The sequence below is a fragment of the Streptomyces sp. NPDC085866 genome (genome assembly GCF_044541035.1).
Lineage (GTDB): Bacteria > Actinomycetota > Actinomycetes > Streptomycetales > Streptomycetaceae > Streptomyces.
This window is the reverse complement of sequence record NZ_JBITSQ010000025.1, coordinates 29,781-42,825: the sequence shown is the minus strand read 5'-3', so window position 1 is coordinate 42,825 and position 13,045 is coordinate 29,781. Positions and strand designations below refer to the sequence as shown.

Annotated in this window: 13 protein-coding genes; 7 read left to right on the top strand and 6 right to left on the bottom strand. The window is 73.3% G+C overall.

All coding sequences use genetic code 11. The annotated features are described in order from the left end of the window. Positions 1-10 precede the first annotated feature (10 nt). Positions 11-205, bottom strand: coding sequence for a hypothetical protein (locus ACIF83_RS41820; RefSeq protein WP_094220804.1), 195 nt, complete (start codon positions 203-205; stop codon positions 11-13). A gap of 263 nt (positions 206-468) precedes the next feature. On the opposite strand from ACIF83_RS41820, the gene ACIF83_RS41815 reads away from it, so the two are divergent. From ACIF83_RS41815 to ACIF83_RS41795, 5 genes are all read left to right on the top strand, one after another. Further along, the gene (locus ACIF83_RS41815; protein WP_399735400.1) at positions 469-861 is read left to right on the top strand and encodes an ankyrin repeat domain-containing protein; all 393 of its coding nucleotides are present in this window, start codon (positions 469-471) and stop codon (positions 859-861) included. Positions 862-1,161: 300 nt separating this feature from the next. Then, positions 1,162-2,580 carry a HEAT repeat domain-containing protein gene (locus ACIF83_RS41810; protein ID WP_398141624.1) on the top strand — a complete coding sequence of 473 codons (1,419 nt, stop codon included), beginning with the start codon at positions 1,162-1,164 and terminating at the stop codon, positions 2,578-2,580. A 196-nt stretch (positions 2,581-2,776) separates the two neighbouring features. After that, on the top strand, positions 2,777-3,910 hold the full coding sequence (locus ACIF83_RS41805) for a glycosyltransferase family 4 protein (RefSeq protein ID WP_393475481.1): 1,134 nt from the start codon (positions 2,777-2,779) through the stop codon (positions 3,908-3,910). After that, entirely contained in the window at positions 3,907-5,088 is a 1,182-nt protein-coding gene (locus ACIF83_RS41800; RefSeq protein ID WP_393475478.1) for a glycosyltransferase, read from the top strand. The genes ACIF83_RS41805 and ACIF83_RS41800 overlap by 4 nt, the downstream gene beginning before the upstream one ends. Continuing rightward, positions 5,085-6,053: an SGNH/GDSL hydrolase family protein gene (locus tag ACIF83_RS41795; protein ID WP_399735395.1), complete on the top strand. Its 969-nt coding sequence runs from the start codon at positions 5,085-5,087 to the stop codon at positions 6,051-6,053. Before ACIF83_RS41800 ends, ACIF83_RS41795 begins: the two co-directional genes overlap by 4 nt. Here ACIF83_RS41795 and ACIF83_RS41790 read toward each other — a convergent pair. From ACIF83_RS41790 to ACIF83_RS41770, 5 genes are all read right to left on the bottom strand, one after another. Then, positions 5,954-6,823, bottom strand: a complete 870-nt coding sequence (locus tag ACIF83_RS41790) for a biotin-dependent carboxyltransferase family protein (protein WP_393475473.1) — start codon at positions 6,821-6,823, stop codon at positions 5,954-5,956. The two genes, ACIF83_RS41795 and ACIF83_RS41790, sit on opposite strands and share 100 nt — an antisense overlap. A 40-nt stretch (positions 6,824-6,863) precedes the next feature. Continuing rightward, entirely contained in the window at positions 6,864-7,481 is a 618-nt protein-coding gene (gene pxpB, locus ACIF83_RS41785; protein ID WP_393475471.1) for a 5-oxoprolinase subunit PxpB, read from the bottom strand. Next, on the bottom strand, positions 7,478-8,236 hold the full coding sequence (locus tag ACIF83_RS41780) for a LamB/YcsF family protein (RefSeq protein ID WP_399735390.1): 759 nt from the start codon (positions 8,234-8,236) through the stop codon (positions 7,478-7,480). The genes pxpB and ACIF83_RS41780 overlap by 4 nt, the downstream gene beginning before the upstream one ends. A gap of 65 nt (positions 8,237-8,301) precedes the next feature. Beyond that, positions 8,302-9,141, bottom strand: a complete 840-nt coding sequence (locus ACIF83_RS41775) for a putative hydro-lyase (protein WP_393475465.1) — start codon at positions 9,139-9,141, stop codon at positions 8,302-8,304. Continuing rightward, positions 9,138-10,457: an MFS transporter gene (locus ACIF83_RS41770; RefSeq protein WP_399735387.1), complete on the bottom strand. Its 1,320-nt coding sequence runs from the start codon at positions 10,455-10,457 to the stop codon at positions 9,138-9,140. The genes ACIF83_RS41775 and ACIF83_RS41770 overlap by 4 nt, the downstream gene beginning before the upstream one ends. 164 nt (positions 10,458-10,621) lie before the next feature. Here ACIF83_RS41770 and ACIF83_RS41765 point away from each other — a divergent pair, with 164 nt between their 5' ends. Further along, positions 10,622-11,329, top strand: a complete 708-nt coding sequence (locus ACIF83_RS41765; protein WP_393475460.1) for a GntR family transcriptional regulator — start codon at positions 10,622-10,624, stop codon at positions 11,327-11,329. 96 nt (positions 11,330-11,425) lie between these two features. Beyond that, entirely contained in the window at positions 11,426-12,955 is a 1,530-nt protein-coding gene (locus ACIF83_RS41760) for a hypothetical protein (RefSeq protein WP_399735384.1), read from the top strand. Positions 12,956-13,045: the final 90 nt, after the last annotated feature.

The following is a 13,045-nucleotide window of genomic DNA, read 5'->3' as shown; positions in this document are numbered from 1 at the left end:
AGGTGGGGCGTCAGAACTTGATGCCGCCGAGGAGGCTCGCCAGGCTCTCGCCGCCGGCCTTGATGCTGGGGGCGATGGCCGTGCTCGACAGGTAGAAGCCGAACAGGGCCGAGACGGCGGCGTGCGAACCCTTGAGCCCGTCCTTCCTGAAGAAGAGGAAGACGATGATGCCGAGCAGGAGCACGCCTGACAGGGAGAGGATCATTTGAGGTCTCCTGGTGTCGAGAGGGGACAGTCACCATGAGTACTTCCAGGATCACAGGATGTATCTATACGATAAAAGGTGCAACTGGGTGAAATATTGTTGATTTCCCCCGGGTGGCGGAGCCGTCATGGGCCGGTTGAGCAGGGCGCTTGCGTCCGGCGGGGTCTGCAGTGATCTTTACCTCGGGCACTTCGGGTCATGTGCGGCGCGAGCCAGTACCCTTGCGATTCACCTGAACGGTTGTAAGAGAGGCGGTCCGGCCGATGAGTGAAGCCCCCGACCCCGAGGTCGTGGAGCTGGCGACCAAGATCTTCGATCTGGCCCGGCAGGGGCGGGCCGAGGAGCTGGTGGCCTACGTCGACAAGGGCGTTCCGGCCAACCTCACCAACGACCGCGGCGACTCCCTCGTGATGCTCGCCGCCTACCACGGTCACGCCGACGCGGTGCGCGCCCTGCTCGCCCGGGGCGCGGACGCGGACCGGATCAATGACCGAGGCCAGACCCCGCTCGCTGGGGCCGTCTTCAAGGGTGAGACGGAAGTGATCAGGGCCCTGTTGAAGGGCGGCGCCAATCCCGCCGCGGGTACTCCCTCGGCTGTGGAAACGGCACGCATGTTCGGTAAGACGGAACTCCTGGAACTGTTCGGCGCACACTGATGCGGACGTCCTGACCAGGTACAACACAGAAAACGGGGGAGGCGGTAAAGGGCCGCCGGAAATACGGTCGCGGCAGCACACACCGCGGGTCATCATGACGACGTGATTCACGGACGCGATGGCTGGGCAGGTGTTGCCGCACCGCGCGGACCGTGATGCGGTCCGCATGGGCCACCGACGAGAGGCAGAGAGAAATGGTCTACAGCAAGCAAGAGACGGCGGGCGCTCCGACGTTGTGTCACGCGGCCAGGTAGTGCGTGTTTCCCGGTTGCGTCGACGCTTGATGTGAGGCTGTTTCCCATGTTCGATCCGGTCATAGCGCCCAGCGGTACGCTGCTCGGCCTGCTCCAGCGCGGCCGTGGCGACGGCACGCTGCACGCGCTCACCGCCCCGCGAGCCGAGGCGCTCGCGGCTCTGAACCACTGTGTGCTGCGGGACCCCCGTCACGACTGGCAGGTGGAGAACCGCTCCCTTTACTACGCCCGGCTCTACCTCGACCTGAACGGCGAGCTGGACGCCATCGAGGCGCACCTCTTCGACCGCGAGGACGTCCTCGACACCGACGAGTCCCGCACCGGCCTGGCCCTGGCGGTGCTCGGGCACCTCGCCTCCTACGGCAGGCGGGACGCGCTCGAACTGCTGCGCAGGTACGCCGCCCACGGGTCCAGCTGGGCCTGGGCCCTGGACGAGCTGGCCCTCAGGGACGACGACGCGGGCCTGCGCGCCCTCGCCGCCCCGGTCCTGGCCCGCTTCTCCACCGACCCCGAGGGCGAGGCCGAGCTGGCCGCCGCCGTGCGCGACGCCTTCGAGCCGAGGCCCTGGCGGCTGTGGGCCGAGGATCCGCGCGAATCGATCGCCACACGCGTGCGTGCCGCCCAGGAGGCCGGCTGTTTCGACCGCTGGCAGCGCCAGATGCGACCCACCGGGCCCCGCCCCGGGTGGAGCGTGCGAGCCGTCTTCGAGTGGGCCCAGCAGGGCATCGAGCGCGGTGCCGCGCTGCATGTCCCGGCCGCCCGCTGCCTGGTCGCCGTGGCCGGCCCCGAGGACCGGCCGGAGATCCTTCAGGCCGCGCGGAACGGCATCGACGGCGCCCGCTGCACGGCGTTGCGCTACCTGGCCGACAGCAACGACCCCGACGCCCTCGACCTGATCGAGGCCGCCGTCGCCGACGCAGCGACAGTCGTCGTGGAGGCCGCGGTCGACGCCTTCGAACGGATGCGCAGCATCGCCGCCGTGGACCGCGCGCGCCGCTGGGCCCAGCGCCCCGACGCACTCGGCGCCGCCGCCGGACGCATGCTCGCCTGCCGCGGCGGAGCCCAGGACAGCGATCTCGTCCTCGGCGCCCTGCGCGAGGCCGTACGGGGTGAAGGCCCCGACGCGCCCACCCTGTGGACCCTGGTGGACGGCACCGGACGCCTCGGCATCGCCTGTGCGGCCCCCGTCCTGCGCCACATCTACCGGGAGACGGCCTCCTCCCATCTCCGCGGCCGCGCCGCCCGCGCCCTGGCCGCCACCGATCCCTCCTTCGCCACCGGCTTCGCCGTCGAGTGCCTGTGGGACTGCGAGGAGACCACCCGGGAGATCGCCGCCCGGCACGCCGAGACCGGCGATGCCCGGGTCGTCGAACGACTCCGCCGCCTCGCCGCCGACCCGGCCGAGGAGGACGAGGTACAGACAGCGGTCCGCAGCCGCTTCGGACCGGACGCACAGATCATGTGACCTCGCTGGGCACCGTCACACGCATACGGGACGGGCGGGAGACCGCCCGTCGGGTGAACACCGGGTGACCCGCGGGTCAGGCGGACATGGCGGCCGGCTGACCCGCTCGGGTGTGCAGTCCAACGCTCATGGGACGTTCCCCGTCCGGAAAGATCGACGTTGACGCTGCCACGTCCGGCGCGGCGACAACACCCGTATGCGTGTCGTCATAGTGACCGAATCCTTTCCCCCCGATGTGAACGGCGTCGCCCACTGCGCGCTCCAGACCGCCCGGCACCTCGTGGATCGCGGCCACCACCCGCTCGTCGTCGCGCCGGCCACCGCACCTGGCACCAAGGCCGACGCCCTCGAGGCTCCGTGCCCCGTCGTCCGTGTCCCCTCCCTCCCCCTTCCCGGCTACCCCCAGGTCCGCGTCGCCCTCCCCAGCCGACGCCTCGCCGCGGCGCTCACCGAGCACCGCCCCGATGTGGTCCACCTGGCCAGTCCCTTCGTCCTCGGCGTCCGTGGCATGGCCGCCGCCGCCCGCTTCGGCATCCCCGCCGTCGCCGTCTACCAGACCGACCTGGCCGGATACGCCCGCACCTACATGGGCGCCGGTGAGGCGGCCGCCTGGCGCCGGATCCGCTCCGTGCACTCCGCCGCCGACCGCACCCTCGCCCCGTCCAGCGCCGCCCTGCAGGACCTGGAGGCACACGGCGTACCCCGGGTACGGCTGTGGCCGCGCGGTGTCGACACCGTCCGTTTCCGGCCAGATCACCGCGACGAGGCACTGCGCCGCGAACTGGCCCCGAACGGCGAGCTGATCATCGGCTACGTCGGCCGGCTCGCCCCCGAGAAGCAGGTCGAACTCCTGGCCGGTGTCTGCGGCCTGGTGGGCGTCCGGGTCGTGGTCGTCGGCGACGGCCCCAGCCGGGCCCACCTGGAAGAGGCCCTGCCCGGCGCGGTCTTCCTGGGCCGCCGCACCGGCGACGAACTCGCCCGGATCTTCGCCTCGCTGGACCTGTTCGTGCACACCGGCCCCTTCGAGACCTTCTGCCAGACCGTCCAGGAGGCCATGGCCAGCGGCGTTCCGGTGGTCGCACCCGCCGCGGGCGGCCCGCTGGACCTGGTCGCCCACGGCCGCACCGGACTGCTCGTCCCGCCGCGCGACGCGAACGCCGTCACGGAGGCCGTACGCACCCTGACCGCAGATCCGAACCTGCCGGCCGCGTACGGCGCCGCCGGGCGGGCCATGGTCGAGGGACGCACCTGGGCCGCCGTCGGCGACCAGCTGATCACGCACTACGAGGACGTGCTCGCCGCGCGCCAGAAGACGGTGGTGACGGTATGACCGGCTCACCCCTGCGCATCGTCCGGCTGGCCAACTTCGTCACCCCGGCCTCCGGCGGCCTGCGCACGGCCCTGCACGAGCTGGGCAAGGGCTTCCGGGCCGCGGGCCACGAGCCGGTGCTCATCGTGCCGGGCGAGCGGCACACCGACCGCGACACGGAGCAGGGCCGGGTCATCACCCTGCCCGGACCGGTGCTGCCCGGCACCGGCGGCTACCGCGTCCTGACCGACAAGCGGCGCGTGGCCGCCCTCCTGGAGGAACTGGCCCCGGACCGCCTGGAGGTCTCCGACCGCACCACCCTGCGGTGGACGGGCCGTTGGGCGCGCCGCGCGCGCGTGCCCGCCGTGATGGTCTCCCACGAGACCGCCGACGGCGTGCTGCGCACCTGGGGCCTGTCCGAGAAGCTTGCCGCCCGGACGGCCGACTCCCTCAACACCCGCACCGCGCACGTCTACTCGCGGATCGTGTGCACCACGGAGTTCGCCGAGCGCGAGTTCGTACGGATCGGCGCGCGCAACGTCGTACGCGCCCCCCTCGGCGTCGACCTGATGGAACGCCACCCCGCGCTGCGTGACCCGGCGCTGCGCGCCCTGCACGCGCGCGGGAACGAGGCGCTGCTCGTGATGTGCTCCCGGCTGTCCGTGGAGAAGCGACCGGGCACCGCCCTGGACGCCCTGGAGGCGCTGCTGCGGCGCGGACGGCGGGCGGTGCTCGTGGTGGCCGGGGACGGTCCGCTGCGGGCGCGGCTCGAGCAGCGCGCGCGGGAGCGCGGGCTGCCTGTCACGTTCCTGGGGTACGTCGCCGACCGGGCCGCGCTCGGAGCGCTTCAGGCGTCCGCCGACGTGTGCCTGGCGCCCGGGCCCGCCGAGACCTTCGGGCTGGCCGCCCTGGAGGCCCTGGCGTGCGGGACACCCGTGGTGGCCAGCGCCTCGTCGGCGCTGCCCGAGGTGATCGGGGCCGCGGGGGCCGCGGCCGCCGACCGCGCGGACGCGTTCGCGGACGCCGTGGAACTGCTCCTGTCGCGCACCGAGCCCGTGCGACGGGAGGCCGCACGCGCGCGTGCGGAGTGCTTCGGCTGGGGAACGGCGGTGGAGGCGTTCCTCGCGGCGCACGACGCGGAAGTGCTGAAGCGCGCAGACGCCCCGGCCCGGCCCGGTGCCCGGGAGGGCGCGACATGAGATCCGTCCGCTTCGTGGCCCTCGGGGACTCGCTCACCGAGGGCGTCGGCGATCCGGCCGGGGACGGCTGGCGGGGCTGGGCGGCGCTGCTGGCCGACGGCCTCGCCGAGGAAGCCGGGCAGGTGGAGTTCGCGAACCTCGCCGTCAGCGGGGCGCAGACACGGGACGTGCTCGAACGGCAGACCCCGGCCGGTCTCGCACTGCGCCCCGACGTGGTGTCCGTGGTCATCGGCGTCAACGACACGCTGCGCCACACCTTCGACATCCACGCCGTGGCCGACCGGCTCGACCAGGTGTACGCGGCCTTCACCGCCCAGGGCGCCACGCTGCTCACCGCCTGCCTGCCCGACCCCGGCGCGATGCTGGGCCTCCCGGGCGCCCTCGCCCGCCCGCTGGCCCGACGGCAGCGGGCGGTCAACGCGGTCGTCCACGAGCTGTCCGACCGGTACAGAGCTGTCCACCTGCACGTCGCGGAGGGCACCTGGCTCACCGACCGTGCCCTGTGGAGCGCGGACCGGCTGCACCCGGGCGAGCGCGGGCACCGGCAGCTCGCCGTGCACTTCCACGGGCTGCTCACCATGGCGGGCCGGGCCACCGGCGCGCCGCCGTCACCCGAACCGGAGTTCCCCGCCCCGACCCGCTCGGCGAGCCTGCTGTGGCTCGCCACCGCCGGCACCGCCTGGGTGATCCGGCGCTGCAACGATCTGCTGCCGCAGCTGCTGCGGCTGGCCGCCGACGAAGTACGCCACCGCGCGCGGGGCACCAGTGCCCGTCTGGACCTGCAGGCCTCCGCCGCGGTGTCCGAGGCGCTGGCCGCGCTGACGAGGACGGAGCAGCCGGATACCGGCGGCGCCGACGCCGAGGCTCAGCGGCGCCGCACCGCCACGAACCGCACCGTGGTGCCCGGGACCGCCTGCGCGGCCGCCGGGAGATCGGCGCCGCGGACCACGGCGATCACGGGATAGCCCCCGGTGGTCGGGTGGTCGGCCAGGAACACCACCGGACGGCCGTCCGGCGGTACCTGAACCGCGCCGAGCACCATGCCCTCGCTGGGGAGTTCGCCGGGCCGGGCCCGCTCCAGGGCGGGCCCCTCGGTGCGCAGGCCGATCCGGTTGCTCGCCGAGGACACCCGGTACGCGCGCGTGGTCAGATCCCGGACCGCGCGCGCGGTGAACCAGTCGCCGCGCGGGCCCGGTGTCACCCGGAGCACGAGTTCGGCCGGCGGACCCGGCTGCGGGACGGCGTCCACGCGCGCGGGAGGGCCGGCCGGGTTGCCCAGCGGCAGCACCGTGCCGTCCGTGAGCGGTGCGGGGCCGAGGCCGGACAGCAGGTCGGTGGCACGGCTGCCGAGGACCGGCTCCACGGCGATGCCGCCGGACACGGCCACATAGGCGCGTACACCGGCCACGGCCGCCCCCACCTCCAGCAGCGCACCGGCGGGCACGACGACCGGGGCGCCCCAGGCCGCCGGGCGGCCGCCCACGGTGACCGGGCAGGGTGCGCCGCCGACCGCCACGGTCACCGTCGAACGGGGGCGCAGGGCGCAGCCGTTGAGGGTGGTCTCCAGAACGGCCGCGTCCGGCGGATTGCCGGCCAGCCGGTTGACGAGGGCCGCCGCCTGCGGGTCGAGCGCTCCGGAGCGGGGCACGCCGAGGTGTGCGTACCCGGGCCGCCCCCGGTCCTGCACGGTGGTCAGCGCCCCGGCCCGCACGACGACGAGAGCTCGGTCGCTCATACGGCCCCCATGGGCGCGAAGCCGTCGCGGGGGTGGCCGGTCATGGCTCTCCCACCGGTACGAAGCGCACGCGCGTGCCCGGTGAGAGCAGCGCGGCCGGTACGCGCGCGTGGTCCCACAACACCGCCTCCGTCGTGCCGATCAGCTGCCAGCCGCCCGGCGAGGAACGCGGGTACACGCCCGTGTACGGCCCCGCCAGGGCCACGGCACCTGCCGGTACCGCCGTGCGCGGGGTGGCCCGGCGCGGGACGTCGTAGCGGGCGGGCAGCCCGGTGAGGTAGCCGAAGCCGGGCGCGAACCCGCAGAACGCCACGGTGAACTCGGTGCCCGCATGGATCCGGGCCACCTCGTGCTCGGACACCTTCCAGTGGGCGGCGACCTCGGCGAGGTCCGGGCCGTCGTAGCGCACGGGCAGCTCGATCAGCTCCCGCGCGCGCGGGGGAGCGGGCGGTACCTCGGAGGAGGTCAGTTCGGATGCCCAACGGACCGGGTCGGCCAGGCCGTCGAGCAGGACCGTACGGGCCGCCGGGACGATCTCGCGGACGGCCAGCGAGCCCTCCGCGCGGCGCCGCAGCAGCTCCGCGTGCAGAGCCTGCGCCTGCTCGCCCGAGGCGACCTCCACCAGCAGGGCGTCGTCACCGACGGGAAGTGCCCTCATGCGAAGGCCTCCACCCGCACACCCGCCGCCACCAGCCGCTCGCGCACCCGGCGGGCCAGCTCGACCGCGCCGGGCGTGTCACCGTGCAGGCACAGCGAGCGGGCGCGTACCTGGATGTGCGCGCCGGAGCGCGCCACCACCGCGCCGGAGCGCGCGAGGCTCACCGAGCGCTCCACGACGGCGTCCGGATCGGTCACCACGGCGCCGTCCCGGTCACGCGGCACCAGCGTGCCCTCGTCGGTGTAGGCGCGGTCGGCGAACGCCTCCGTGACGGTCGGCAGGCCCGCCTTCGCGGCCAGTTCAAGGACCCGCGAGCCGGGCAGACCGAGCACCGGCAGTGAGCCGTCCGCCAGGAGGACGCCGTCGACCACGGCCGCGGCCTGCTCCTCGTCGTGCACGACCCGGTTGTAGAGCGCGCCGTGCGGTTTGACGTACGCCACGCGCGCGCCCGCCGCCCGTGCGAACACCTCCAGGGCGCCGATCTGGTAGGCCACTTCGGCCGCCAGCTCGGCGGACGGCACGTCCATCGCGCGCCGCCCGAACCCGGCGAGGTCCCGGTAGGAGACCTGCGCGCCGATCGTCACCCCACGCTCGGCGGCCAGCTCGCACACCCGGCGCATGGTGGCCGCGTCCCCGGCGTGGAACCCGCAGGCCACGTTGGCGCTGGTGACGACGGACAGCAGCTGTTCGTCGTCGGTCAGCCGCCAGCGGCCGAAGCCCTCGCCGAGGTCGGCGTTCAGATCGATCGCGGTCATGGTCTTTCCGTGTCTCCGGTTCTCGTGTCGCGTGCTGCTCGCCGGCGTCGGCCGACTCGCCGGTGTCAGTCGACGCCCACCACGCGGTACTGCTCGTCGCGGGCGTCGGTCAGGAACATCTGGCCCGGTGCGTGGGTGATGGCGAACGGCGGTCGCGAGGCCATCACGGCCGCCTGCGGTGTCACCCCGCACGCCCAGAACACCGGTATGTCGTCGGGAGCGGCGTCCACCGGGTCGCCGAAGTCGGGCCGGCCGAGGTCCGCGATGCCCAGCGTCGCGGGATCGCCGCAGTGCACGGGGCCGCCGTGCACGGCCGGCAGCAGGCTGCTCTCCCGGATCGCGGCGCGCAGGTGCTCCGGCGGTACCGGGCGCATGGACACCACCATCGGGCCGCGCAGCCGGCCCGCCGGGCGACACTGCCTGCCGGTCACGTACATCGGCACGTTGCGGCCCTGCTCGACGTGCCGGATCGGTACGCCAGCCCCGGCCAGCGCCCGCTCGAAGGTGAAGCTGCAGCCGAGCAGGAACGACACCAGGTCGTCCCGCCAGTGCGCGCGCACGTCCGTCGGCTCCTCGACCAGCTCGCCGTCCTGCCACACCCGGTAGCGCGGCAGGTCGGTGCGCAGGTCCGCGCCCTCCGCGAGGACGGTCGCGGTGGCGCCCGCGTCCGTGACGTCCAGCACCGGACACGGCTTCGGGTTGCGCTGGCAGAACAGCAGCATGTCGTAGGCCCAGTCGGCCGGCACCGCGATCAGGTTCGCCTGTGTGCTGCCGGCCGCGACGCCCGCCGTGGGACCCGCCAGGCCCTCCCGGAAGCGGGCCCGTGCCGTTTTCGCGCTCCACGCGTGCGCGTGCTCGTCGACGAGGGTCACGGGCCGGTCCTCGGTACGGTTCACCCGCGTCATGCCAGCTCCTTCCCGCGCGTCTCCGGCAGCCCGAGCAGTGCCAGTGCCGCGAGGCCGTAGCCGATCGCGCCGAAGACCAGCGCACCGCCCACGCCCCAGCTGTCGGCCAGGAAGCCCACCAGGGTCGGGAACACCGCCCCCACCGCGCGGCCCGTGTTGTACGTGAAGCCCTGTCCGGTGCCGCGCACCGCCGTCGGGTACAGCTCGCTCAGGTAGGAGCCGAAGCCGCTGAAGATCGCCGACATGCAGAAGCCGAGCGGGAAACCGAGCACCAGCAGCAGGGTGTCGGCGCCGTGCGGGATGTTCGCGTACGCGAGGATGCACACGGCCGAGAGCAGGGCGAACAGCCAGATGTTGCGGCGCCGGCCGAGCCGGTCGGTGAGGTAGCCGCCGGTCAGGTAGCCGAGGAAGGCGCCGGAGATCAGGAAGGTCAGATAGCCCCCGGTACCGACGACGGACAGGCCGCGTTCGGTCTTCAGGTACGTCGGGACCCAGGTCGCCAGGGTGTAGTAGCCGCCCTGCACGCCGGTGGACAGCAGGCCCGCGAAGACCGTCGTGCGCAGCAGACCGGGCTCGCCGTCCCTGCCGGGCCGGAAGATCGCCGCGAACGAGCCGCGCCGCGGGTTCCGTTCACGGGCCGCCGTCGCCTCGGGCGCGTCGTGCACCCGGCGGCGCAGCCACACCACGAGCAGCGCGGGCAGCGCCCCGGTCCAGAACATGATGCGCCAGGCCAGGTCGTCGCCGGCGAAGGAGAACACCAGCGTGTAGACGATCGCGGCCAGTGCCCAGCCGACCGCCCAGGAACTCTGGATCGCGCCGAGCGTACGGCCCCGGTGCTTCGCGCTCGCGTACTCGGCGACCAGGATCGCCCCGACCGCCCACTCGCCGCCGAAGCCGAGGCCCTGCAGGGCACGGAAGACCAGCAGGGTCTCGTAGTCGGGCGCGAAGCCGCAGGCCACGGTGAAGACCGCGTACGTGATCACGGTGATCATCAGGGCTCGGACGCGGCCCACGCGGTCCGCGATCACGCCCGCCACGGCACCGCCGATCGCGGAGACCACCAGCGTGACGGTGGTGAACAGGCCGGTCTGACCGCTGTCCAGGCCGAAGTACGCGGCGAGCGCCACCATGCTCAGTGGCAGCGTGAAGTAGTCGTACGAATCCAGGGCATATCCGCCGAAAGCTCCGGCGAACGCGCGTCGGCCGCGCGGGCCGAGGGCGTGCAGCCAGCCGAACGCGCCGTCCTCGGCGGCGCGTTCACCCTGTTCCGGTCGTGCGCCCGCGGTCACCGACCGGGGCGGAGGGGTCGTGCTCATGGGCACCTCGCAGAGAGGGGGACGGAGGGTGCGGGAACTGAGCAGTGCCGTGCGGAAGCTGTGCCGTGCTGAAGCTGTTGCGTGCGGAGCACCGTAGAGGATCGTTCAACGATCCTTCAATACCCACGTTGTCTCGTTCCGGGGTCTGCGATTGAATTCCGGGCATGGCAGAGCAGCTGACGGGACTGGCCGACGACCGTGCCCTCCTGGGGCGCACCAGCACCGCCGAACGGGTCTCCGACATCCTCCGGAGCCGGATCGCCGAGGGCTATTTCCCGCCGGGCACCCGCCTGTCCGAGGACGCCATCGGCGGCGCGCTCGGGGTCTCCCGCAACACCCTGCGCGAGGCGTTCCGGCTGCTCACCCACGAACGTCTGCTCGTCCACGAACTCAACCGCGGGGTCTTCGTCCGGGTCCTGACCGTGGAGGACGTCGAGGACATCTACCGCACCCGGGCCCTGGTCGAGTGCGCGGTCGTCCGGGGCCTCGGCGAGCCGCCCTACCCGCTCGACGGCCTGGCCGCCGCCGTCACCGAGGGACAGCTGGCGACCCACGAGAATGACTGGAAAGCACTGGGTACGGCCAACATCCACTTCCACCGGGAACTCGTCGCCCTCGCCGGCAGTGAACGCACCGACGAGCTGATGCGCAGCGTCTTCGCCGAGCTGCGGCTCGCCTTCCACGTCGTGGACGACCCGCGCCGGCTGCACGAGCCCTACCTCGCCCGCAACCGCCAGATCCTGCAGGCGCTGCAGGACGGGGACCGGCGCGGCGCGGAGCGGCTGCTCGACACCTATCTCGCGGACTCGCTGGAGCGGGTCGTCGAGGTGTACCTGCGGCGGGTCGGCGAGGACGGCACCGGCGTCTCCTGAGCGGCGGACCGCGCCGGAGCCTCTTGAGCGTCTGTGACGGCCGTCGTTTCTGCGCCGTTTTAGTCGTTGTCAGACCGAGGACCTAGTCTGTGCACCGTGACTTCGCCTGCATCGACGGACAGCGGTCCGGCCCAGCTCGGCGCGGGGCCGCGCCCGGCACCGGGCCCGGCCGCCGACGAGGGGCTGGCCCGTCGGCTGCGCGCGCTCGCCTGCACCGCGCCGCTGCACGACCTCGACGCGCGCAAGGCCAACCTGGCCGGCGAGTACTCGGTGTACGGCATGGCCGAGGTGGCCCTGGCCGCCATCGACCTGGTCACGCTGAACATGGACTTCGACACGGGCGCCGACCACGAGCAGATCGTGGCCCGGCTCGTCCCGCGCATCGCCGCCCAGGCCCCGCACCGCCCCGTCGCCGAGCACGAGCGCGTGGCCCGCTGGGTCCTGGAGAACCTGATCAACGTCGGCAGCGTGGACCGCGGCTTCCGCGCGGTGTACGGCACGTTCGCGCCGGACGGCACCTACGTCCGCCGCGACTACGACTTCAAGCTGATCGAGGAGGTCCCCGGCCCCGGCGGCACGGTCTACCTCCGCACGACGGACGAGGCGGTCAACGTCCTGGTCGGCGCCCTGGACACCGATGTCACCAGCGCGCAGATCGCCGCCGAGGTCAAGCTGGAGGTGCTGATCAACCGCGGCCGCCTCGCCGACGCCCAGCTCGCCGCCGAGCAGGCCCGCTACCGCACCGTGCAGTACTCGGAGACCCTGCGCCGCGCTCTGGAGGCCACCCGGCGCAACGTGCGCGCGGTCGACTGGCTCAACGCCGTGCCCGACATGATCGCCGAGGCCCTGGACCACGTGGCCGACCGGTACCGCCACGAGAACGCGATCCTCACCAACATCCGCAAGGCCCGCGACGAGACCGAGGACACCGAGCACAAGCGGCGCGCCGCAGAGCTGGTGGACATCGTCAAGGACTGCATCCGGCGGCACACCCAGCTCCAGTCGCGCCTGCTGGAGGCCGGCCCCCTGTTCCGCGCCGAACAGGACCGGCAGGCCTTCGCCACGCCCGCCGCGGCCTCCGGGATCGACCTGTACGGCCACCTGGTCGCGCCCGTGCTCCCGCTGCCCCTGGAGCAGGCGATCCGGGTCACGGACGCGTTCTTCGCCAACGGCACGGGCTTGCGTACGCCGGTGTCGGTGCGGGTCGCCGACCTCGTCGACATACTGCTGACGCCACCGGTGGAGCGGGAGCACCTGGGCGCGGAGATGCCCGAGCCCGACCTGATCGCGACGCCGGACGACAGCCGGTTCAGCGAGGAACAGCTGGCCGCGGCGATGGAACTGCTGGACCTCCCCGCCGATGCGCCGCGGAGATTGTCCGGGCTGCTGGCGGAGGCCAGGGACTCCGGTGGGTTCGATCTGGCGTACCTGGTTGCCCTGTTGGCGGTCCATGCGGCCAGTCCCGCCGTGGGTACGGCGTATCGCCAGGGCGAGGAGAAGCTGTTGTTCGCCGTGGACGACGGGACCGAGCTGGATGATCCGGACTTCGGCGGGGCTGATCTGATCGTCGGGACCGCCTTGCTGGATGCGGCGGGGATGGCGGCGGATCGGACGGAAGCGGCGTGATGGTCCTGCCGGTGGGCGAGTGCGGGTCCGGTGTCGCTGGTCGCGCCCCGCGCCGGAGCCGCATGTGGATGCGGCCCCGCGCCCCTTGGG

Coding starts and splice junctions, on each gene's coding strand:
- ACIF83_RS41820 (WP_094220804.1), bottom strand. CDS start 205: ATGATCCTCTCCCTGTCAGGCGTGCTCCTGCTCGGCATCATCGTCTTC.
- ACIF83_RS41815 (WP_399735400.1), top strand. CDS start 469: ATGAGTGAAGCCCCCGACCCCGAGGTCGTGGAGCTGGCGACCAAGATC.
- ACIF83_RS41810 (WP_398141624.1), top strand. CDS start 1,162: ATGTTCGATCCGGTCATAGCGCCCAGCGGTACGCTGCTCGGCCTGCTC.
- ACIF83_RS41805 (WP_393475481.1), top strand. CDS start 2,777: ATGCGTGTCGTCATAGTGACCGAATCCTTTCCCCCCGATGTGAACGGC.
- ACIF83_RS41800 (WP_393475478.1), top strand. CDS start 3,907: ATGACCGGCTCACCCCTGCGCATCGTCCGGCTGGCCAACTTCGTCACC.
- ACIF83_RS41795 (WP_399735395.1), top strand. CDS start 5,085: ATGAGATCCGTCCGCTTCGTGGCCCTCGGGGACTCGCTCACCGAGGGC.
- ACIF83_RS41790 (WP_393475473.1), bottom strand. CDS start 6,823: ATGAGCGACCGAGCTCTCGTCGTCGTGCGGGCCGGGGCGCTGACCACC.
- pxpB (WP_393475471.1), bottom strand. CDS start 7,481: ATGAGGGCACTTCCCGTCGGTGACGACGCCCTGCTGGTGGAGGTCGCC.
- ACIF83_RS41780 (WP_399735390.1), bottom strand. CDS start 8,236: ATGACCGCGATCGATCTGAACGCCGACCTCGGCGAGGGCTTCGGCCGC.
- ACIF83_RS41775 (WP_393475465.1), bottom strand. CDS start 9,141: ATGACGCGGGTGAACCGTACCGAGGACCGGCCCGTGACCCTCGTCGAC.
- ACIF83_RS41770 (WP_399735387.1), bottom strand. CDS start 10,457: ATGAGCACGACCCCTCCGCCCCGGTCGGTGACCGCGGGCGCACGACCG.
- ACIF83_RS41765 (WP_393475460.1), top strand. CDS start 10,622: ATGGCAGAGCAGCTGACGGGACTGGCCGACGACCGTGCCCTCCTGGGG.